This window comes from Rhodopseudomonas palustris, assembly GCF_007005445.1.
Taxonomy (GTDB): Bacteria; Pseudomonadota; Alphaproteobacteria; order Rhizobiales; family Xanthobacteraceae; genus Rhodopseudomonas; species Rhodopseudomonas palustris_G.
Window position 1 is genome coordinate 4,407,694 of record NZ_CP041387.1, and the last position, 21,300, is coordinate 4,428,993.

The 21,300-nt window shown below is 61.0% G+C and carries 15 protein-coding genes; 5 read left to right on the forward strand and 10 right to left on the reverse strand.

The window, feature by feature from the left end; all coding sequences use genetic code 11:
• Positions 1 to 12: 12 nt before the first annotated feature.
• The 4 genes from FLL57_RS20305 to FLL57_RS20320 all read right to left on the reverse strand — a co-directional run bounded on the left by FLL57_RS20305 (position 13) and on the right by FLL57_RS20320 (position 5,616).
• A complete protein-coding gene (locus tag FLL57_RS20305) occupies positions 13 to 1,806 on the reverse strand; it encodes a nickel-dependent hydrogenase large subunit (RefSeq protein ID WP_142883862.1) in 1,794 nt (597 codons plus the stop codon).
• An 18-nt stretch (positions 1,807 to 1,824) separates the two neighbouring features.
• Entirely contained in the window at positions 1,825 to 2,937 is a 1,113-nt protein-coding gene (locus FLL57_RS20310; protein ID WP_142883863.1) for a hydrogenase small subunit, read from the reverse strand.
• Positions 2,938 to 3,172: 235 nt separating this feature from the next.
• Positions 3,173 to 4,618, reverse strand: a complete 1,446-nt coding sequence (locus FLL57_RS20315; RefSeq protein ID WP_142883864.1) for a nickel-dependent hydrogenase large subunit — start codon at positions 4,616 to 4,618, stop codon at positions 3,173 to 3,175.
• Positions 4,615 to 5,616, reverse strand: coding sequence for a HupU protein (locus FLL57_RS20320; protein WP_142883865.1), 1,002 nt, complete (start codon positions 5,614 to 5,616; stop codon positions 4,615 to 4,617). Before FLL57_RS20320 ends, FLL57_RS20315 begins: the two co-directional genes overlap by 4 nt.
• A 219-nt stretch (positions 5,617 to 5,835) precedes the next feature.
• Here FLL57_RS20320 and FLL57_RS20325 point away from each other — a divergent pair, with 219 nt between their 5' ends.
• The 3 genes from FLL57_RS20325 (at position 5,836) to FLL57_RS20335 (ending at position 8,206) form a co-directional block, all read left to right on the forward strand.
• Positions 5,836 to 6,090 (forward strand): helix-turn-helix domain-containing protein, encoded by a 255-nt coding sequence (locus tag FLL57_RS20325; RefSeq protein WP_013500325.1) that lies wholly within the window; start codon positions 5,836 to 5,838, stop codon positions 6,088 to 6,090.
• 1 nt (position 6,091) lies between these two features.
• Positions 6,092 to 7,408 (forward strand): type II toxin-antitoxin system HipA family toxin, encoded by a 1,317-nt coding sequence (locus FLL57_RS20330; protein ID WP_013500324.1) that lies wholly within the window; start codon positions 6,092 to 6,094, stop codon positions 7,406 to 7,408.
• A gap of 354 nt (positions 7,409 to 7,762) precedes the next feature.
• Entirely contained in the window at positions 7,763 to 8,206 is a 444-nt protein-coding gene (locus tag FLL57_RS20335; protein ID WP_142883866.1) for a very short patch repair endonuclease, read from the forward strand.
• On the opposite strand, the gene FLL57_RS20340 is transcribed toward FLL57_RS20335, so the two are convergent.
• The 5 genes from FLL57_RS20340 to FLL57_RS20365 form a co-directional block, all read right to left on the reverse strand.
• Positions 8,189 to 9,475 (reverse strand): DNA cytosine methyltransferase, encoded by a 1,287-nt coding sequence (locus FLL57_RS20340; RefSeq protein ID WP_142883867.1) that lies wholly within the window; start codon positions 9,473 to 9,475, stop codon positions 8,189 to 8,191. The genes FLL57_RS20335 and FLL57_RS20340 overlap by 18 nt on opposite strands.
• Position 9,476: 1 nt before the next feature.
• A complete protein-coding gene (locus FLL57_RS20345; RefSeq protein ID WP_142883868.1) occupies positions 9,477 to 11,234 on the reverse strand; it encodes a response regulator receiver domain in 1,758 nt (585 codons plus the stop codon).
• Positions 11,231 to 14,215 carry an ATP-binding protein gene (locus FLL57_RS20350; protein WP_142883869.1) on the reverse strand — a complete coding sequence of 995 codons (2,985 nt, stop codon included), beginning with the start codon at positions 14,213 to 14,215 and terminating at the stop codon, positions 11,231 to 11,233. The genes FLL57_RS20345 and FLL57_RS20350 overlap by 4 nt, the downstream gene beginning before the upstream one ends.
• Before the next feature lie 839 nt (positions 14,216 to 15,054).
• Complete coding sequence (locus FLL57_RS20360; protein WP_142883871.1) at positions 15,055 to 17,244, reverse strand: relaxase/mobilization nuclease domain-containing protein; 2,190 nt, start codon at positions 17,242 to 17,244, stop codon at positions 15,055 to 15,057.
• The gene (locus FLL57_RS20365) at positions 17,241 to 17,603 is read right to left on the reverse strand and encodes a plasmid mobilization protein (RefSeq protein ID WP_142883872.1); all 363 of its coding nucleotides are present in this window, start codon (positions 17,601 to 17,603) and stop codon (positions 17,241 to 17,243) included. The genes FLL57_RS20360 and FLL57_RS20365 overlap by 4 nt, the downstream gene beginning before the upstream one ends.
• A gap of 299 nt (positions 17,604 to 17,902) precedes the next feature.
• On the opposite strand from FLL57_RS20365, the gene FLL57_RS20370 reads away from it, so the two are divergent.
• Positions 17,903 to 18,568 (forward strand): recombinase family protein, encoded by a 666-nt coding sequence (locus FLL57_RS20370; RefSeq protein ID WP_142883873.1) that lies wholly within the window; start codon positions 17,903 to 17,905, stop codon positions 18,566 to 18,568.
• Here the strand turns inward: FLL57_RS20370 and FLL57_RS20375 are convergent.
• The gene (locus tag FLL57_RS20375; protein ID WP_142883874.1) at positions 18,504 to 19,715 is read right to left on the reverse strand and encodes a hypothetical protein; all 1,212 of its coding nucleotides are present in this window, start codon (positions 19,713 to 19,715) and stop codon (positions 18,504 to 18,506) included. The genes FLL57_RS20370 and FLL57_RS20375 overlap by 65 nt on opposite strands.
• A 189-nt stretch (positions 19,716 to 19,904) precedes the next feature.
• On the opposite strand from FLL57_RS20375, the gene FLL57_RS20380 reads away from it, so the two are divergent.
• Positions 19,905 to 21,266, forward strand: coding sequence for a DNA cytosine methyltransferase (locus FLL57_RS20380; protein ID WP_142883875.1), 1,362 nt, complete (start codon positions 19,905 to 19,907; stop codon positions 21,264 to 21,266).
• Positions 21,267 to 21,300: the final 34 nt, after the last annotated feature.

Consider the following 21,300-nt stretch of genomic DNA (forward strand, 5'->3'; position numbering starts at 1 on the left):
GCCTCCGTTGCGTCAGCTCACCTTGACCCGCGCCATTTCCTGACCGTCCTCGCTCATCACGTGGGTCGAGCAGGCGAGGCACGGATCGAACGAATGCAGCGTGCGGATGATCTCCAGCGGCTGGTTCGGATCGGCCATCGGGGTGTCGAGCAGCGCCGCCTCGAATGCACCGATATTGCCTTGCGGATCGCGCGGGCTGCCGTTCCAGGTGGTCGGCACCACGCACTGATAATTGTCGATCCGGGTGTCCTTGATCCTGACCCAGTGCGCCAACGCGCCGCGCGGCGCCTCGGTGAAGCCGACGCCCTTGACGTCTTTCGGCCAGCTCGACGGGTGCCACTTGTCGGTGTTGGCGGTGGACAGATCGCCGCCCTTGATGCTGGCCATCAGCTTGTCCTGCGCCGCGCGCAGCTTGCGCGCCGCCCACTGGCATTCCAGGCCGCGCGCCGCGGTGCGGCCCAGCGTCGAAAACAGCGCGGTGACCGGCACGTCGAGCGTCTTCAGGAGCTTTTCGGTCGGCTCCTTGAACTCCGGCTTGCCCTGGGCATAGCCGATGATGTAGCGCGCCAACGGACCGACCTCGACGGCGTGGCCCTTCCAGCGCGGCGCCTTGAGGAACGAGTATTTGGCGGACTCGTCCAGCGCCTCGATGTTGGTGCGGGTGCCCTTGGTGTTGGGGCCGAGCACGAAGTTCGGCTCGGTGACGCCGTCATAGGGATGCAGGCCCTTGCCCTCGTCGGCGTATTTGTACCAGGAGTGGGTGACGAATTCCTGGATCTGGTCCGGCGCGCTCAGATCGACCGGCAGCACCTCGTTCAGATTGCCGTTGATGATCACGCCGCGCGGCAGCATCAGGCTCTTGTCGGAATAGTCGTTGGCGTATTCCGGCAGGTCGCCATAGGACATCACCGACTTCGACGACAGGCCGCCGCCGTACAGCCAGTCCTTATAGAACCCGGCGATCGCCACCAGATCCGGCACATAGACCTGCTCGACGAAGGCGACGGTCTGGTCGATGATCGACGACACCAGATTTAGCCGCTCGATGTTGATCGCGCCGACCGCGCCGGTGCCGTCGACATTGATCGAGCACGGCACGCCGCCGACCAGCCAGTTCGGATGCGGGTTCTTGCCGCCGTAGATGGTGTGGATCTTGACGATTTCCTTCTGGAAATCGAGCGCCTCGAGATAATGCGCCACCGCCATCAGATTGGCTTCGGGCGGCAGCTTGTAGGCCGGATGACCCCAATAGCCGTTCTTGAACGGACCGAGCTGGCCGCTCTCGACGAATTTGGTCAGGCGGATCTGCAGATCCTTGAAATAGCCGGGCGACGACATCGGCCACGACGAGATCGACTGCGCCAGCGCCGAGGTGGCTTTCGGATCGGCCTTCAGGGCCGACACCACGTCGACCCAGTCGAGCGCGTGCAGATGATAGAAGTGGACCAGATGGTCGTGCACATACAGCGCGAGCTGCATGATGTTGCGGATGGTGTTGGCGTTTTCCGGCACGCTGATGTTCAGCGCGTTCTCGACCGCGCGCACCGAGGTCAGCGCGTGCGTGCCGGTGCAGACGCCGCAGATCCGCTGGGTGAACGCCCAGGCGTCGCGCGGATCGCGGCCCTTGAGGATCACCTCGATGCCACGCCACATCGTGCCGGTCGACACCGCGTTGCGGATCACGTTGCTCGAATCGACATTGACCTCGACCCGCAGGTGCCCTTCGATCCGGGTCACCGGATCGACGACGACGCGGCGGCCGGCATTGTCGAGCTTGAAGCCGTTGGGAGTCGTGACGTTGGTCATGATGCTGCGTCCTGGGCTTTAAGCCGACTTGCCGTTGGAGGTGCCGTTGCCGTTCGGGACTTCCTTGCGGCGGGACAGATTGCGCACGGTGGTCACCGCGGCGTGCGCGGCGATCGCGGTGCCGACCACGCCCGCGACCGTGGCGCCGATCTGGTCGGCGTTGGCCTCGATACCGAACTGATTGATGGTGGTGAGCCGGTCGTAGAACGACCCCTTGTCCCAGAACGCGTCTTCCGAGCAGCCGATGCAGCCGTGGCCCGACTGGATCGGGAACGACACGCCGCCGTTCCAGCGCACCGTCGAGCAGGCGTTGTAGGTGGTCGGCCCCTTGCAGCCCATTTTGTACAGGCAATACCCCTTGCGGGCGCCGTCGTCGTCCCATTCCTCGACGAACTGACCGGCGTCGAAATGCGACCGGCGATAGCATTTGTCGTGGATGCGCTGGGAATAGAACATCTTCGGCCGGCCCTGGCGGTCGAGCTCGGGCAGTCGTCCGAAGGTGATGATGTAGGTGACGACGCCGGTCATCACTTCGGCGATCGGCGGGCAGCCCGGCACCTTGATCACCGGCTTGTTGCGGATCACCTTGTCGATCGGGGTGGCGTTGGTCGGGTTCGGTTTGGCGGCCTGCACGCAGCCCCACGAGGCGCAGCTCCCCCAGGCGATCACCGCCATCGAGTCCTCGGCCATTTCCTTCAGCTTCTCGACGAAGGGACGGCCGCCGTCGATGCAGAACATGCCGTCTTCGTTCAGCGGCGGATTGCCTTCGACCGCCAGCACGTACTGGCCTTTGTACTTCTTGCGGGTCTCTTCGAGGATCGCATCGGCCTGATGGCCGGCCGCCGCCATGATGGTGTCGTCGTAGTCGAGCGAGATCATCGACAGCACCGCATCCTTCACCAGGGGATGCGCCGAACGGATGAAGCTCTCCGAGCAGCAGGTGCATTCCAGCCCGTGCATCCAGATCACAGGCACGCGCGGCTTGGTTTCCAGCGCCTGCGCGATCTGGGTGGCGCCAATCGGCCCGAGGCCGAGACTGGTGGCGGTGAGGCTGCAGAATTTCACGAAGCTGCGCCGCGTGATGCCCTGCCGCCTGATCACCTCGTAAAAGGTTTCCGTCACTGCACCCATGATGGCTCCCGGTGTCCCGCCCTCTCGAAGTCTCTGGACGGACTTCGCAACTTCACGAGAGTTCGCAAGAACCATGCCAGCAACGCGAAGGAATGATGCGGTGCACCAAGTGCTTGATACGAACGGTAAAGCGCGACGCGCTCGGGTGAGGCCCGTGAGCTTCGGGAAACGACGAGGTGATAAGCCGGTTGCGGCGCTGACAACCGAGTGACCGCAGGTGCGATCAGCGAAGCAGTTAGTGTGCAGTGCACACCATGCAGGGATCGAACGAGCGCACGACGTGCTGGATGGTGACCGCTCGCGCGCCGGAATCGCCGACCGGCGTGCCGACCAGCGCTTGTTCGAGCGGGCCGGGAACGCCGCCCTGATCACGCGGCGAGAAATTCCAACTGGTCGGCGCGATGATCTGGTAGCGGCGGATGCTGTCGCCGCGCAGTTCGATCCAGTGACCGAGGCTGCCGCGGGCGGCTTCGACAAGGCCGATGCCGCTTCCGTCGCGGCCGCGCTCGCCCCGCTCCAAAAACGGCTCGGCAAGATCGAGCTGCCGCGCCCATTGCTGCATCGCCAGCACCAGCCGCGCGGTCTCGCGCAACCGCGCGATCACCCGCGTGGTGACGCAGGGGCCGAAGCGGCCGAGACAATCGCGGATCAGCGGATCGCCGTCGACCGCCTGTCGTGCCAGGGCGCCGACTTCGGCCGGGCCGCCGCCGAGCCGCGGCGCCTTGCACCAGCTATAGCCGGCCGGCTTGTCCGCATCGGGGACGGTGTCGGCTTCCATCGGCGACAATGCAGTGTCGCGCATCCAGGCGTGAGCCACGTCCTCGGTGATCGCGGCCGGATCGAATGCAGCGCGCTCCGCGCTGGATGGATCGAACACGCCGGCAGCGAACAGCGGCGCGTCGTCGCCGTGATAGGCGCCGACGCTCATCAGCGGCAGCGCGATCCGCCCGAGCCGATGCAGCGCCAGATCGTCGGCCACCGCGAGAAAGCGGGCGAAATCGCCGCCGCGGCCATCGCGCCAGGTTTCGAGTGCTCGAGCGCTGTCGACCGCCAGCACGTTGTCGAGGCTGTCGCCGAACACGGTGCGTTCGAGAAAGTCGCGGAAGTCGCCGATGATCGACAGCAGTTGCACCCGCTCGCCGAGATCGATCGCGCAGGTCGTGCCGCCCGGCTGAAACGCCAGACTGTGCGGCCATTTGCCGGCGAGCAGGCCCATGATCTGCAGCAATCGCGCCCGCGCCGGCAGCATCGCCTGCGCCGCACTGCCCTGCACCGCCTTGAAGCGGGCCGCGAGCTCCGGATGCCACGGCCGCTCCGCATAGGCATCGCGCGCGAAGTCCGGCATGAAGAACAGATAGAAGTGCGTCAGATGATCGGCGGCGTTTTCGGCCGCATGCGCCAGATTGGCGGCGAGCACGCCGTTACGCGCCGGCCGCACGCCTCCAGCCGCGCGTAGCGCGGCCGCTGCGGCCATCGACTGCGACACCGAGCAGATGCCGCAGATCCGCGGCACCAGCGTCAGCGCATCCATCGCCGATCGCCCGCGCAGGATCTGCTCGAAGCCGCGATACAGCGGTGCGGTGACTTCAGCCGACACTACGACGCCGCCGTCGATGTCGAGCCGCACTTCCAGATCACCCTCGACGCGATTGAACGGGCCGACCGTAATCCGCCTCGTCATGGCCGGCGGCCGGGATAGCTGCGCGGGGGCACCACGATGTGATCGGCCGCCGCGTTGGCGCGAACCCGGTTCGGCATCGCCGATTTCGACAGCGCCGCGAGCGCGACGAACCAGGCTTTCGGCATGTCGAGCGGCAGGCCGACCGGGATGCCGGCGAGCTTGGCTGTCTCCATGAAGCCCTGCGAGGTCTCGAAGCCCGGCGAGGTGCAGGCGATGCAGGCGTAGCCGCCGCTGGTGCAGGAGCCGCCGCCGTTCCAGCCGCGCTGGTTGCAATCGCCGACCGCCTGGGTCGCCTTGCAGCCGAGATGTTCCATCAGACAGCCCTGTTGCGACAGCTCCTCGGCGCTGGCCTTGTACTCGTAGAACTCGTTGCGGGCGCAGCCGTGATGGGCGAGGTGATCGGCAAAGAACCGCGGCCGGCCGTAGCGATCGAGCCCGTCCGGTCCCAGTCCGCCGAGCGCCAGCGACGCCAGCGTTTCGACGATCCAGCCGGGATGCGGCGCGCAGCCGGCGATGTTGATCACCGGCAATCCGGCGGCGGAGCGGAACTCGGCGCCGAGCGCTCCACCGCGGGCCGGCCCCGCGAATTGCAGGCCGGTCGCATCGGTCGGATTGTCGCCGGCCATCGGCACGCCGCCGAAAGCGGCGCAGCTTCCCGCCGCGACGACGTAGCCGGCGCGCCGCGCGAGGGCCTCGACCCAGTGCAGCACCGGGCGGCCCGTGCCGCCGAGCATATTGAAGCGGCCGGTGCCGTTCGGCCCGCACAGCAACGCGCCTTCGATGACCAGCGCATCGAGCCGCTGCTCGCCGGCGACGAGGCGATCCAGGATCGCGACGGCCTGACCGCCGGTCTCTTCGCTCGCCGAGGGATGCCAGATCAGATCGATGCCGAACCGGGCAAGCTCGGCGAACCAGCCGGCATGTCCGGCCTCCAGGGCGGCCATGGTACAGCCGCCGCAACTCGCCGCCTGCAGCCACAGCACGTCGAAGGTGCCCAATGCCGATGCCCCCCTTTTGCATTTCAGTTGTCGTTGCCCCGGAATCTAGGGACGGTCGCGGACCGGCCGCAAGCACGAACTTTTTGCCCTTTCGGCATACGCGAAGCCGTATAATTTTGTATTATACGCAATGCGGTATAAGACTGACATATACGCAAGTGAGTATATTGACAGAATACACGCTATCGCGTATCTCTCTGACTCTCTGGAGAGATCCTGATGCCCGACCAGATCGCTCGCAACGAGAAGCAACTTGGCGCCATCCTGCGCCGCGCCAGAAAACAGGCCGGCCTGACCCAGGGCTCGCTCGGCGAGCATATCCATTTGCGCCAAGCCACGGTGTCCCGCCTCGAGGCCGGAGAACCCGCGATCCAGCTACGCACCCTGATGGCCGCGCTGTCTGCCCTTGATCTCGAACTCGTCGTCCGGCCCCGGAGCAAGGCCGCGGCCGCGGACATCGAGGATCTGTTCTGAGATGGCGCGAAGCCGCACGCATGTGCCGCTCAACGTTTTCCTGAACGGCCGTCTCGTCGGCATCCTGCGTCGCGATTCGACGGGCGCCATCGACTTCCAATACGGGCGCGAATGGCTGGATTGGGACAACACGTTTCCGGTGTCGCTGTCGCTTCCGCTGCGGGAAGACCGCTATATCGGCGCGCCGGCGATCAATGTGTTCGACAATTTGCTCCCCGACAGCGACGCGATCCGCAGGCGCGTCGCCGAGCGCGTCGGCGTCGACGGAATCGACGCCTACAGCCTGCTGGCCGCGCTGGGCCATGATTGTGTGGGCGCGCTGCAATTCCTGCCCGACGGCGTCGATCCGGGTTCGCCCGGCGCCACCAACGGCACTCCCGTCAGCGATGACGAAGTGGCCACCATCATCAACAATCTGGCCAGCTCGCCGCTCGGCATGGGGGAGGATGAGGACTTCCGCATCTCCATCGCTGGCGCTCAGGAGAAGACCGCACTGCTACGCGTCGAGGGCCAGTGGCTCAAACCGCACCGCGCCGCGGCCACCACCCACATCCTCAAGCCCCAAATCGGGCGACTGCCGAACGGCGTCGATCTGTCGAACAGCGTCGAGAATGAATACCTCTGCCTCAAGCTGCTCGCCGCCCTCGACGTGCCGACCGCCCACGCCGAGATCGCTGATTTCGGGGGACGGCGGACGCTGGTCGTCGAACGGTTCGACCGGCGCTGGACCAAGGACGGGCGCCTGCTGCGGCTGCCGCAGGAGGATATGTGCCAGGCCCTCTCGGTGCCGCCCACGCGCAAGTATCAATCCGACGGCGGTCCCAGTATGCGTGATATCATCGAACTGCTGAAGGGCAGCGACAAACCGGACGAGGATATCGCCACCTTCATGCGCGCCTGCATCCTGTTCTGGATGTTCGGCGCCACCGACGGCCACGCCAAGAACTTCAGTATTGCCATCAGCCCCGGTGGGCGCTTCCGTCTCACGCCACTCTATGACGTGCTGAGCGCCCAACCCAGCCTCGACGCGGGTCAGGTCCAGCAGAAGGCCTTCAAGCTCGCAATGTCGGTCGGAAAGAACCGCCGCTATCACGTCAAGGAGATCGTGCCGCGTCATTTCATGCAGACTGCGGCCCTTGCCGGTGTCGGCGCCCGGCTGATGCGCGGTCTGTTCGAGCAGATCGCGGCTCGTGCGGTGGCAACAACCGATGCCCTGCTAGCGAAGCTGCCCACCGGCTTTCCAGAGCAAGTCGCTGCTTCCGTTCAATCGGCCGTCCAGACGCGTGTTCGCCTGCTTCTTGACGCTGGGGTCAAGTAAGGCCTCGCTATGAGCAGGTGATAGCCGAAGTGCCGAGCTTCGTGACAGCCGAATAAGAGCCGGTTGGCAGGACCGCCCCCCGGCCATCGCCGGCGACCCGCAGCCAGCCCCTTCGACAAGGGGCATCATCGACGGACCGAAAACCGACGGAATTTGAAGAATTTTTCGCTATTCAGGTCTAATGGCGGAGAGGGAGGGATTCCGCCCATTCGCTATATAAGCGCTTGATAAACAAGGACTTCTAGCAATCACCCATCGGTTGTGTGTACCAATCTCGTGTACCTAAAAATGCCTCCGTAGCGCTGTCAATAGAAGCTTGAGTTTTCGAACTTCAAAACGATCGCGAAATCCCAAATGGACAGAATTTCAAGGGCTCAACGCTCGGCAAACATGAGAGCGGTAAAAAGCCAGGATACGGGTCCGGAAATGCTGGTTCGGCGCGCCGCCCATGCGATGGGGCTCCGGTTTCGGCTTCACAAGCAGGATCTTCCAGGACGACCAGATCTCACGTTTGCAAGGTATCGCACCGCGGTTTTTGTTCATGGTTGTTTCTGGCATGGCCACGCGGGCTGCTCTCGAGCGAAGCTGCCGTCGTCCAACTTCGAATTCTGGTCCCAGAAGCTCAAGGGAAATGTCGAACGGGATCGGCGGAACCAAGAAGCGTTGGAGCGAGGGGGGTGGCACGTCGCGGTGGTGTGGCAATGTCAAATCCCCGACCTGCGCGCGGCTACAGAGGCCGTATCGCGGATTCCATCGCTTCGGCGTTTCGCGTCGAGGCGTTCAGGCGGGGCTTCTTAGTCTAGCCCGGAATGATCGTCGGTCCAGCAGCTTCAGGCTAAACTCCGCGAACGAACGCGCCAGCAGCGGCGGGACCGCGTTTCCTATCATCCTGGCCACTCCTTCGACTTCATGCATAGGATGGAAGACGTAGTCTTCCGGGAACGACTGAAGCACTGCGGCCTCCCGGAGCGAGATCCCGCGATTCTGCGATACGTCGTAGTGACCGAAGCGGCCATTGGAAATGGAATGGCATTTCGTCGTAATGGTCGGCGACGGCCTGTCGGGGCTCATCCGTGTGTAGACGTCCGTGAAGCACGAGACCTTTAGTTTCTTCGCAGCCCTGCGATGGCAGGGGAGCGAAAGGTCTCCGAATTTGGTCGTCGCTAGGTAGCTATTGCTCGCGCCCGGCGGGGCCGAAGCGATCCGCTGGAGGTTCACTGGACTGAGAGCGCGCGCGCGATGATTCGGAATTCGATCGTGAAGCTCCCCAGCCTCAAGACTTGGAAAATGGCCAATGGCGGCCTTGACCGCGACCTCAGTCCGAAGAGGATCGGATGTCGGAAGCCTCAATGTGAGCTCCTTCGCCAATCCGCACTTGGCCTTGTCCTTCCGTACCGCCACAAGGATGGACCGTTTTCGGTACTGTGGGACTCCGAACCGAGACGCGCAAACGACTTCGCTACCGACCGCATAGTTCGCCCTTCGTAGCCCCGAGGAAAAGTCGGCCCAGATGCCTCCGAACTTGGGATCGGAGATCCCAGCCACGTTCTCAGACAAGACGATGTCCGGCGAGAATTCGCGCACGAACTTGAGCGCTTCTGAGAGAAGATTCCTGTCGTTGCGCCGACGCGCAATACGCGATTGCGAAAGTTCCTTGCGGGCAAGCGTCGTGAACGGCTGGCATGGAGCGCAGATCGCGAACATCAACGGGACGCCTGGCGCAAGGCGGCGATAGCGTTCTATGAGCGCACCCAGTTCCTTTCTGAGCTTCAGTTGCTGCCCCTCCGGGTGCTGCTCCGATTTAGGGAAGATGTCTCGGCAGAAGAAGTACGGCGGTTTCCGGTCCAACGTGAAGTTGCCATTGTTCTCCGTGTACGTCCGCTCGCATTTCGGGTCCTTATCGATCCCGGCGATGACGTATCCGCCAGCGTCCAGCAGTCCGCGCGTGGTTCCGCCTGCACCGCAGAACATGTCGATCGCGAGGAATGCGGGCATCCTGATCGCGGACTTCGAGGCAATCGACTTTCTCGTTGGGCCGTTGACGCGTGTGGAAATTGCTCGCGCCATGTCAAGCTCCCTTAAAGAAATCGATGCCGATACGTGCGAAATGCGCCCCGGTCAATTGAAGGACACGGCTGGCATAATTCGCGCGTAGCTGGCCAACGACAGCGAATTCCTGCTGGCCGACGAGCTTCGGAAATTTCGTCAAATCGGTACGCGCGATGCGAACCGCCTTGAAGGTTGCCATTTTCCCCGGCACGAATCGCGTCTTGCCGGCATCGAGCGTGAAGAACATTTCCGGAGCGGGTTGGGAGGTCTGCTCGTCGAAAATCCGGAGTGGAAAGAACTCTTTATCCTTCACGATAAAGGCGTGCCTACCCTGTGTCGCGTTCTTGAGTGACTTCGCTTCGTCAACAAGATCGAGCTTGATAGCCATCATCGCCTTAACAGGATGCAAACTGCTCGCCCACGTAGAGGCGGAGCCTGCCTTCCTGGCGGTGAGATCGCATGCAGGAGACGTAACCATCCAATAATCCGCTCCGTCACGAAACACGGTGCCGGTCGTGATTCTAGATTTGGAAAAATGCTCCGTCGAAAGAAAGGAGTTCAGCAGGAACATCACGCGCGTGGGATCAAACTTGAGGTCCGTATGGGCAAGCACACGAGCGTTTTCCAGCGTGTCCGCAGACTTGATCCCATCGCCGAGATCGGCCCTGATGTCAGTAAGCACCTTTCCTGCGAATCCTCGAAGCTGCGTGTCGCTGGAAATTCGATGCCGGAGCGTCTCTACCATGCGGTCGATGACGGACTCGACCGCGGCCGTCTGATCGCCGTCTTCTTCGAGCTCGGAGAGGAGGTAGTGACTGAGGCCGATTTGTCTCTCCAAATCCGAAAACAATCTGGGATCGGCGGCGAACGACTCTAATTCGAGGTTATTCTGAATTTCGGACACAAGCAGCTGAAGAAAGTTCGGCTTCCAGTCGAGCAGCGCCGCGTGTAGTCCGGACATTAAGTGCCGAACTTCGTTGGCATCCTGCTTCTTGATGATCGCGATGAAGCATCCGCGGCATTGGATCCAGTGAGGACCATTCCTGGTGAACTTCCCTTGTAATCCGTGATTGCCACCCTGATCAGTCTCAAGCTCTTCGGTCGGAGGATTCTGTCTCTTCGCGACGTTTTGCCTGAGCCAAGCTTCCGCCAGAAGGTCGCGATCTATCCCGCCGCCCTTGATCGAGAGCCCCTTGATGATTTCGGTCCTGGCATCTTTGGAAACTCCCGCCAGCCCGCCCGTCATGAACTGAGCCATGACCTCGGCGGTCGGTCGATCCCAATCCTTTGAGTCAGCAGCCTTCCACCAATCGAGCTCCGCCTCATGCCCGTCCAGGAACCCGTCAAAGGCGAGATCGGACCGCAGATTGGCGGCGATGTCCAACCAAACATCTACGAGGTCGTCGGCCTTCGTGTAGACGACCACGGTGTTAAAATGACGGCTTTCGGCCAGACGCTGAAGTATCTCGATCGACTTCGTATTGTCCAAATCATCGGCATCAAGATGGAAATCGAGAACGATGAGATCACATTTTCGCATACGCTCGACCATCTTGATGTCGCCCTTGCGGAAAGTGTTCTCGATGTCGCACGGAAGCTGCCGCTTCCTGAACTCGCCGTAAAGCGCGGCAGCTCGCTCCTTCTCCTTGAACCGCCTGAGAGTCCGCTCGCTTTTGAACATGTCCCCGAAGTTCGGAAAGGCATCATCCACCAGAAAGACGCTGCGCAGGCCATCCACAAACGTCTTCCCTACCGCCTTGTCGTAAACTGCACTCATTTGCTCAAGCCCTGAAACTCGATAATGAAATTGGCTCCGTCGAGCACGCGGGGGTCGGCACCTGACGCGTACCTGATCTGATGTCTGGCAACGGCGAGATTGGCGCGGCTGAGAAACAGGCCGAGGCCTCGACCTTTCGATCGCTTGGTGAAGAACAGTTGGAACAGCCGGCCGACATCGTCCGGATCGACGCCCTTCCCAGAATCCGCGATGACCACTTTGCCATCAACGAAATCGAAAATGACACGGCGGTCGTTCACGAACGAAAGCCAGTACAGCGAGTTGTTCATCAAATTAATGAAAACTGGATAGATACGCGATCTGAGGTCGTTGAACGAAATCGCTCTGAATTGCTTCGTGGCAGTGAACGAAATTTTTTCTTGACGGAAACGGCGGCGAAAGAACTCTTCGACGTAGTCGGCGATCTCGGCTCCCGTGATGACCTCTCGGTTCCTGTAGCCCGCAACTTTCAACGGCGAGAGGAACCTCAGCTTGTCGGTCAGCGCGGCATGGGCGTCAAATGCGAGTTTGAACGCCCGCAGTGCCTTCACCTCCTCCGGCAGCTTGCTTAGATTGCGCCGGACCTCCGCATCGAGCGTTTCCAGTTCGTGACCGATAATCTCGACGGCGATACCGAGCTGAGCGACCTGATAGATGTCCTTCAGACGGTCTTCCAGTTCAGCGCGATCGTCGTCGATCACCGACAGCGCTTCTTCGAGATCGAGGCCTTCCTTCAGGCGGTCGAGCGCCCGAATCAGCGCCCCGTATCGATTGCGGAGGTCGCCTTCAATGTCGGACCGCTTCATGTCGAGCAGATTCAAGGTCGAGGCGAGCGCAATCTCGCTCGTCTTCCCCTTGATGAGGGGCGCAGCCGCTTCATCGTATCGTCCGAAATCGGCATGGACCGCATTCGTCCACTCGGATTGAAGGGCACCGAAGCGGCTTGATAGCTTGACGCGCATCTCCTTCAGAAATTCGGCGATCGCGGCGGAATTGGCTTCGGCGCGTTTTTTGACGAGCACTTGCGGCGACTCCGCGCCGAATTTGGCTTCGGCATCGGCCAAGTCAGCACGAAGCTTCTCGACCGACTCCGACACCTCCGAGAAAGCATCGCGATACTGTCGGTAATCGTCTTCGAAATTTCCGAGCTTTCGCGGAGGTGGCGGCGGTCGAAGTTCCTCCAGCTCGCGGTGCATGTTACGAACGATTGAAGTCACGACCGATACCTCGGCGCGATCCCTCTTCTTCACGATCTCCGCGACGCGTGAGCGTAACTGCTCTACACGCTTCTTTGCAGCAGCGACTGCCTTCGTGTTGTTCTTTACGAAGGAGCGCACGGCACTCCTTTGATCGACGCGAATCTTTTCGGTCGTTTCACGGGCGTTTGCGGCGCGCTTCTCGATCTCCGCAAGATGATCTTGGCGTAAAGGAGCATCCGATCCGAAGTATCGAGCCGCGAACTCGATCAATAGATCTATGACCAACGTACGAAGTTCTGCCCTCGCCCGGTTCTCGACGAGCCCTTCGCGGCCTGCCTTATCCTTTAGATAAGGATTTGTGTTTCTGGATATTGCGACGCGTCCGAATACGCGCCGGAACGAAAAGAAATACCGCCCTGCATGTTGGCTCCGCCGCTCCTCCAATCGGAAGAAATCGCTGTCGGGCCTTCCATACGGCATGACGCGCAGACCGTCCCGATAAACCGCTAGCCCCCCGTACATCTTCGCCCGCTCGAAAAGACCGTCGAGCTGACGATCGGAGTGGGTAGTGTTCTTTTCCAACTGTTCGAATGTGCCTATGCAAAACCGGAAAGGACCGACGTGGTCGCGTCCAGAAGCTGGCGGCGGGCGCCGCGGGGCGTATTCTTGGATGCCGAGATCCTTCCCGAAGGCGATAACCCTGCCCTTAAACCTTCCGCGAGCATCGAAGGCGCCATCGATTACATGCTCCAGTCCGAGAAGCTCGTCATAGCCGAAAACGTCCTGCGAGGAGATGATTCTCGACGTTCGGCCTTCGTTGTGGAGTAGCACCTCATAGTTGAAGTCGATGGGTCTCTTGCTGTACGGATCGATAAATCCGGTCAACGTCCGCCGCAGCAATTCCGCCGGATCTTCCTTTGCGCTGTCCTCCTTCGGCCCTGGGCGAACCCAGTGCGCAAGGTCGTGATGAAGTCCGACCATGAAGAGAGCGGTGCCGTGCTTCCCGAGACCGGAATAGACTGGCCACTCTGCGAGGTGGCGCTCTTCAATCGCCAGTCCGCCGGTCCAAGACGCTTGGATCTCGTCGTGCGTGGTCGTGGTGAGTTTCTGTGCCTCTTCGTACTCGGAAAAGCGGCGCCAACCTTCATAGAGCCGGGCAACGCGCGAGTCGGGATCGCGCCGGGCCTCCGCCTTCGACACGCCGAAGTTCGAACAGATGATTTCGATCATCCCGTCGGTCAATTCGAGGATGTCGTCCGCCCGATCGAATTCAACGGTAGGAATTCGAATGTCTTCAATCAGCAGAAAAGGATTCTCGAATAGGCGCCAATCGACAAGTACGCCAGCGAACTTGTCCTTGGTCGTCTTCGAAACGACGAAGGAGATCGGCGCGAGAAACGCCGCGGACAATCGGCCGATACCCTTCTCGCCTTGTCGGACGCGCTCGCTCAGCCCGAACGTCTCTGGCTTCTCATCCTCGCCGAACTCAATCTTCGACTCCGTACCGATGACCAGCCATCGCTCCCGAAAGTTGGCGATTGACATTCCGCCGCCATCATCCGTGACGAGACCTATCTCCGGATGACCGTCGAAAATGTGGAGCGCCACGTCGCGCGCGTATGCGTCGTAAGAGTTCTTCCAGAGCTCGCTGACCGCAGTTGGCGCATCTGCAATCTGGCCCCTTCCCAAGTGATCGATTGTGCGCGCGCGCGTTTGAAACGGGACCCCGCTCAACGCGACCGGACGACCGCCACGAGCTTGGGACCTCCGGGCACCAGGCATCTTCAAACGCTCCGAACGTCGCAGTCGGCATCAGCCGATAATGTCATGACCTTCGCCGTCGGGACGGCAACGATCCACGCCGTTCGATGTCTCCTAACGACCACGCCCAATTGTCCATCGGCAGTATTCAATCCAAAGTCTTAATAACCCTGACTATACCCGCGGCAATGGGACAGCAAGCCCCGCGAAAGGAGGTGTTTTTCAGACGAAGCCAATGCCCTGAGGATTAGGGAATCGGCATATTGGTGAAGTGGAAACCTGCCCGATATCGGTCGATGCGGGGGCGCCTCGCAAAGCTTGAAATAGGATTTCGCGTTCGCGCGGTGGTTTTAAACCCTTGATTGATGTGGCTCGGAAGCTTGTCCGCGCCAAGAAAGCCCCCCTACATCAGCACGCCTGAAGGCCGCGACGCCCCGTTCCGCGCGCTGTGGGCCATCCTGCGAGTTTTCCGGGAGACGCCCCACTTTCAGGATGATCGTTCGAGACTGCACTGAGGATGCGCCGGCCAGCTTCCCTCCAGTCCCGCAGGCACGCCTTTGGCCGTTTTCCCACTCGGGTGGCAAGACGCTGCCATTCGTCCTCCGAAATCGTGAGGAAGAAGGCTTGTAAAGCATCGTCGGTTAAGACGTCGGTTCGAGAACCGAGAACGGGGCACCACGCTGCCGACGACCGACGAAGGCGGCGCCAATGCTCCGAGGCGCGGGCCGTAGCCTCGTCACAACGAACCCACGCCCCGATATTGAAGTCATACCGCGCAAATTCCTTGCACGGGAAGCGTTCAGAGGCGCGTTCGAGAACGTATCGCCGTAGCAAGACGACTGCTGGAGACAGTGTCATCTTCAGGTGGGTTTCGGATTCTGGGGATCGCTGGGCGTAAGCGAAGTTTCTGGAACAGGGGGCGTTGGCAGCGGCCCACCCATTCCCTTGATCCTGGCAATTTCGGCCGCTCCCAGTTTCCGGAAGCGAGCCAATTCCGGGATTACGTTAACGACGTCGTATGTCGAGAATTCGGCCCGTTGATTATCGTCCAGATACGACATCACGAACATCCGGAGATCTTCCGGAAGACGGATAAGCGCTTCCTGATTACCTCGCGCAGCACCAAGCAGATCGGCGGCATCCTGAACGGCCGACCGGATCTTTCCGACGGTTTCGACACGACGGACGGACTTTTCCTTTTCCTTCTTCCAAAGATCGATGGCAACGGAGGACGGTTCGCAGTTCTCGACCGCCACGCCCTGCCGCTTTGCTTCGAGCCAGACCATGTCCTTTTCAATCTGGGTCCATTCCCCATGAAGACGGACACCACCATCCCAAGCAAGCTTAGCCTTGGTGATGATCGCAATGGCGATATCGCCCGACACTGGACCGTGGACCTCCATCAGATCGCCCATGTCTCGGATTCGAGCGCCACCGACGTGAACCCACGTTCCATCAGGGGCAGCCGTCGCGGTGTATCCCCGTTCCTGCCACCACGTGACGAGATCGGGTTTATGACTATCGACGTGACGGCCGGCAGGCGAGGCGGTGGCCTTCCGAACAAAGGTTGCTGTGTGTTTCAGTTCGCTTATTTGCCAACCTCCTGCATCCGAAATAGCTGAGGCAAGCATAATTGCGCGACCAGGCGTGCCCCAAAAGCGAACGGATCGCGTCCGTGGGTCGATCTCGACCCAACCGCCGTCGCGCAAGAGAATTTTGGTCACGGGATTCGTGGGGGTCGGCACCTCTATCATCCGAAGATCGGCCGCAAACGGCGTGATGTTGAAGCCTTGCGGTGCCGCTGCGCAGACTAATTTACTCTTGAAATCGATCTTGCTCTGATCGTCCGATTTCTTGGTCATGCCGCGTCGTCCCCGTAGTGAACCTCGATCACTATGAATCGAACCGCCGCCGGCGGCCACCGCATGGGCCGCCGCCATCAGTCGGTTGAGGTCGAGACGCCCGAGGTCGGCGACGACGACGCGCTCACGCACGCGGCGTCGAGCCGTTCGAGGATTCCGTTTTGGTATCGCAATCCCTCGATGATCGCATGGAGAACGTCCATCAATTCGTCCAACGGCCGACGGTCCTCGGTCTCGTTCTCTTTTAGCAGGGCCAACAGAGGCAGGAGTTGTTCTGAGGTTGTTCTGGCTCCTCGCGCTTCCAGATAGATCGCTTCTCCCGGAGAGCGGGCCTTCTTGTGATTGTCGGTCATTGTCTTCCTCCTGTGTCATGCGCGCTGCGACGTCTGCGCGTTTTTCGCGAACGATCCTGTCGAGTGCGCCGATCTCGATGCCCGATGTCGTCACCATGAAGACGCCGGGCTTTTTTCCGCGAACGAGTTCGAACCCTTCATCCTGGAGCGCGCTCCTGAACGCCGCTCCCCCGCCAGAGTTGGTCCACGCCGTACGGACGACAGCGTGTATCTTTGGAAGATCTAGTCCCGCGCGTTCGGCTCGGGCGCGCGTTTCCGATGACATCGCACTCATGGGCGGTATCGCCGGCACGGTCATCATCGCGGCGACATCACCGCGTCCAATTCTGCAAAGTTCGTCCGCGACCGATTTCGTTTTCCGGGAATGCGTGATCTGCTCCCCGAAGTCGGCTTCCAGGGTTCGCGCAGCAGCTTCAAGGCGGACATAGGAGTTCCGATCCGACAGGGCTCGGCCATTGGGACCGACATGCGCCACAACGACGTGGTAATGATCATCGGCGACGTCGGCGTCGGCGCGGGGTTTCCCGGAATGCTCCCAGACAGTGAAGGCATGATCTTCGGCTCCCATCGCAACGAGGATCCGGCGGACGGCTTCGTCGCGCTGCGCATCCGACAATCGATTCCTCGGCGAGAGGGAGATATGGTGGCAGGAAACTGTTGCCCGAGACGCATCGCGCAAAGTCTCCATGTAGTGCATGACGTCATCGACGCTGCCGAGCGGCACATTGCCGATGGTGACGACGCGGGACGTTTGCCCGGCTTGCTTATCGAGGTGCTGGAGTAGCTTCCGGATATCTCGGCGTGTCCTGCCGTGTCGCCTGGTGGTGACGATCATGCGGGCGGCTCGTTCCGGAGAGCGAGTACCGCAAGTGTTAGGCGCTCGGTCTCGTCGCGAAGATCGACCAGGGATTCCGAGTCCACGCGGCCTCCGACATGGGCATGCCGCGTCAATTGGTTCAGGTTGTTGCCGATCTTGCCGAGTTGACCCAGGGCCGGTGCGATCACGACGGCAATGGCGTCGCGGCGTTTACGGACGGGGGCGTCACGGCCAACGGCACGAAGAACGGTAGTGCGGGCAAAGGTTGATGGTCCCATGCCGACGGCATCCGCAGCCGCAACGACGGCTGCGCGCTCGACAGGCGTCATCCGGAATGTCGTGGTCGTGGTTTTCTGCCGAACGTTCGAGCTAGACATTCGATGTCTCCATGGGTTCCACGGGGCAAAGCCCTTGGCCAGTTGTTTGTGCGGAGCCACAAACTATTGCTGGCTCTCAATTGTTCTGGCGCCGGCGGAAATACGACAAGTCTGATCAACGGGGAGTGATGCTGCCCAATTCGGGGATCGGCACTTCCACCCTCGTGTCTCGAATCTCGGTCGGCGATGGTTTGCGACACAAAGAATTCGTGACGGATTAAGTGACGCCTTGCCGCCGGTGAATCCTCGACTCACCATTTGTCACGCAAACGGTCGTTTGCGTGACAGGGGAGAAGACCATGGGTGAGTTGATCGGATATGTCCGTGTTTCCAAAGCAGACGGATCGCAAGTCGTCGATCTGCAGCGCGATGCGTTGATGGCTGCGGGCATCAGTCCTGAAATGATCTATCAGGATCACGTGTCTGGAAGCCGTGATGACCGTCCCGGCCTGGAGCATTGCCTGAAGGCATTGCGTTCCGGAGACACGCTCGTGATCTGGAAACTCGACCGTCTCGGCCGCGATCTCCGACATCTGGTGACCACCGTCGATGATCTGGCTCGACGTGGTGTGGGTCTTCGCGTGCTGACAGGCCACGGCGCCATCGACACGACGACGGCGCAGGGCAAATTGATGTTCGGCATTTTTGCCACGCTGGCCGAGTTCGAACGCGAGCTGATCCGGGAAAGGACTATTGCCGGATTGGCGTCGGCGCGTGCCCGTGGACGTGTTGGCGGACGGAAAGCGGCGATGACATGCGCGAAGGTCCGCCTCGCACAGGCCGCGATGGGCAAGCCTGAGACCAACGTCGCCGATTTGTGCCGTGAGCTCGGTGTTTCCCGTCAGACGCTGTATCGCCATGTTGGTCCAGATGGATCGGTTCGCCCTGACGGCCAGAGGATCATCCAGGCGATCCGCGGCACCGACACGACAGGCGACGTGCGAATTCGCCAAGCCGCATCGTAGAAACACGGAGCGCACGTGCTACGATCGCGGTTGCCGCTCTGACCAACTTTCTCGCGCCATCCCATTGTCCCCCGTCCTTGGCCCGTTCTGGCGCTTTGGCGGGGGCGTCCGTTTCCGGCACATCGATCGTCTCGGCGGCATCGAAGATGGTGCCGTCTGCCGAGTCCTGAATTGTGGCGACAGTCGCTGAAGACGAGTCTACTCGACTTCTGGATTCCTCCTTAGCACCGTCCTCCGACATCCCCCGTCGTTCTTCAAACAACAGAGCGGAAATCTTGCTTCCGTTGATGGTGGCCTTCACCCTTGCAAGCAGACGGTCCCGCCACGCAGGCTGCGGACGCGGGTCTGCGGTCTCCAACCTGTTCTTTTTGATGCGTTCACGCCGCTCGCGTTCGTGTTCGTCGATGGTTACGACGTCTTGGCGGGTCCATTTCCCAAACAGGCGACCTTTTCGGACGAGACGCGCTTTCGATTGAGACAGGCGCCAGAGGTCCGACAGAGCCTCGTCGGGAAGTAGGACGGTTTCTTCGGGAGGGCAGATGCCCCACAACATGTAAGTGGCGCACGCTGCTACTTTGCGAACAGGCTCCTGCGGAACGTGGGCTTTCGAGAAGGCGGTGAGAAGCCGCCGGCTGGCGGCTTCCCTGTGTTCGCGCGGGACACGGCAGATGAAATGGGCGTGGAGATCAAAACGACGGCTAACTGGATCGAACCTCGGATGGATGACCAAAAGGATCAATTCGAACCGATTGCGGCGCCGCATCTCGCTGAAATGAATGTTGATGAGGCGATTGAACTCGACATTCGCTTCGACCAGACCACCGACGTCGGCTTTCGCCCCTGTCAGCCCGACTCCCCAGTACAGCAAATCGTCGTATCCAGATTCTTTCACGAACGCTTCGATATTGCGGACGGTCTCGATATCGCGAGGAAGCACTGACTTCTTGAACAGCCGAGATGTGCGCAGCGGACGACCAAGCTCGACGATCTCGCCAGAATGGTCGTCGAGCCGGACGAGATATCGCTCACGATCCGACTGAAAGGGCTCGAAGCCAAGCCTCTGCAGCCGGCCAGCAATGGCCTTCGCCGCCTTTGTCGGCGACGGTTTCGGCGCGCTCAGACCTCCAGACATCGCGTTCAACTGCATCTCTCCATGGCACCCGTGCTAACGGCCGCATGGAAAATGCTCGGTCGAGAACTTGCGGGTGACAAGACGCGTGCTACATCCCCGCTGCCGAGACAGGAGCCCCTCGAGCGTCATGCGGTCTCGAAACGACCCACCATAACCAATTTTCAACCCCTCAAAACGTAACTGAGAAGTCAGTTACGTTTTGGAATGGTTGAAGTGCGGACTGTTGAACTTTTTTGCGGTGCTGGCGGCATGTCCCTCGGTTTCAAACGTGCCGGTTTTGAGCTGGTTCAGGCATACGATTCCTGGGACAAGGCGGTGGAGATCTATCGTCGAAACCTCGGCGGCAGTGTCTGGCAGGCGGACCTGAAGGATATCTTCCGGATCGGCCCGATGCTGGCGACGCTCGCGCCCGACATCCTGATAGGAGGCCCGCCGTGCCAGGATTTCTCTGCAGCCGGTGAGCGTGTCGAAGGGGAGCGGGCAGCGTTGACGAGGGCATTTGCAATGCTCGTCGCGATCGTCCGACCTCGATGGTTTGTCATGGAGAATGTCCCACTTGCCGCCCGTTCGCAGGCGTGGATAGACGCCCGCGCGATGCTAGTGAAAGCGGGGTACGGTCTGACCGAGGCAAAACTCGACGCCAGCTATTATGGTGTCCCGCAGCGCCGACGGCGTCTTTTCGTGATTGGTCGGCTTGGCGAACAGGATGGCTTTCTCGAATCCGCATTGGCGGCTGCGCGATCGCCAAGGTCGATGACGATCAGGGATATGATTGGAGACGCGCTCGGCGATGCCTGCCATTTCCAACCCTGCGTATCGGGAACCCGTGGAATCTGGACTACGGATGGCCCCGCACCGACGATCTGCCGTGATTCGAGACGGTCGATCCCGCCGAATTATCGACCGCATCCAACCGATTCCGTACTGATCGAAGCGGGGGCATTCTACACGCGACCCTACTACGAGGGTCGAGGGGTGCGGACACTCGACGAGCCTGCGCCGGCCGTAATCCGGACAACGCGCGAACGTCCGCGTCCGCATTATCTCGCAAATCCTCATCCTGCCGATCCTGTGCCCGCTGCGACGGCTGCAGTTCTGACGCAAAAGCAGGTGTCGAGAATCCAGGGATTTCCCATCGAGTGGGACTGGTCTTCGGCAGGGTCACGAGACACCGATCAGATGATCGCGAACGCAGTGCCTGCTCCGCTCGCGGAGGCCATTGGCCGGGTTATCCTCGCGCGCGAGGCGGGAGACACGATTCCTGAAATACAGGGGCAGTTCGGGCAATGGCTCCGCCAGCAGCATGGTTTCTCAAAGGCCGTCGTCCGGAACGCGAAGACGAGACTCAATCGTGCCCGTCGCTTGCTCGACGGAAGAACTTTTGCGAATGCTTCAATAGAAATTGCAATGTTGGAAGCAACTGAAGGGTTCTTATGTCTTCCGACAGGAACGAGATCTGATCTGAGGAAAGCACTGCATCTGTATCGAGAGTGGCAATCGTATGCCAAGGAGCGGCAGGCAAAACGGCGCGCGGCCGATTTGGATATTGAGGCAATCGCCGCGTAGGCCAACGTAGCTGCAATGGAGGGAGCGTTTCCGA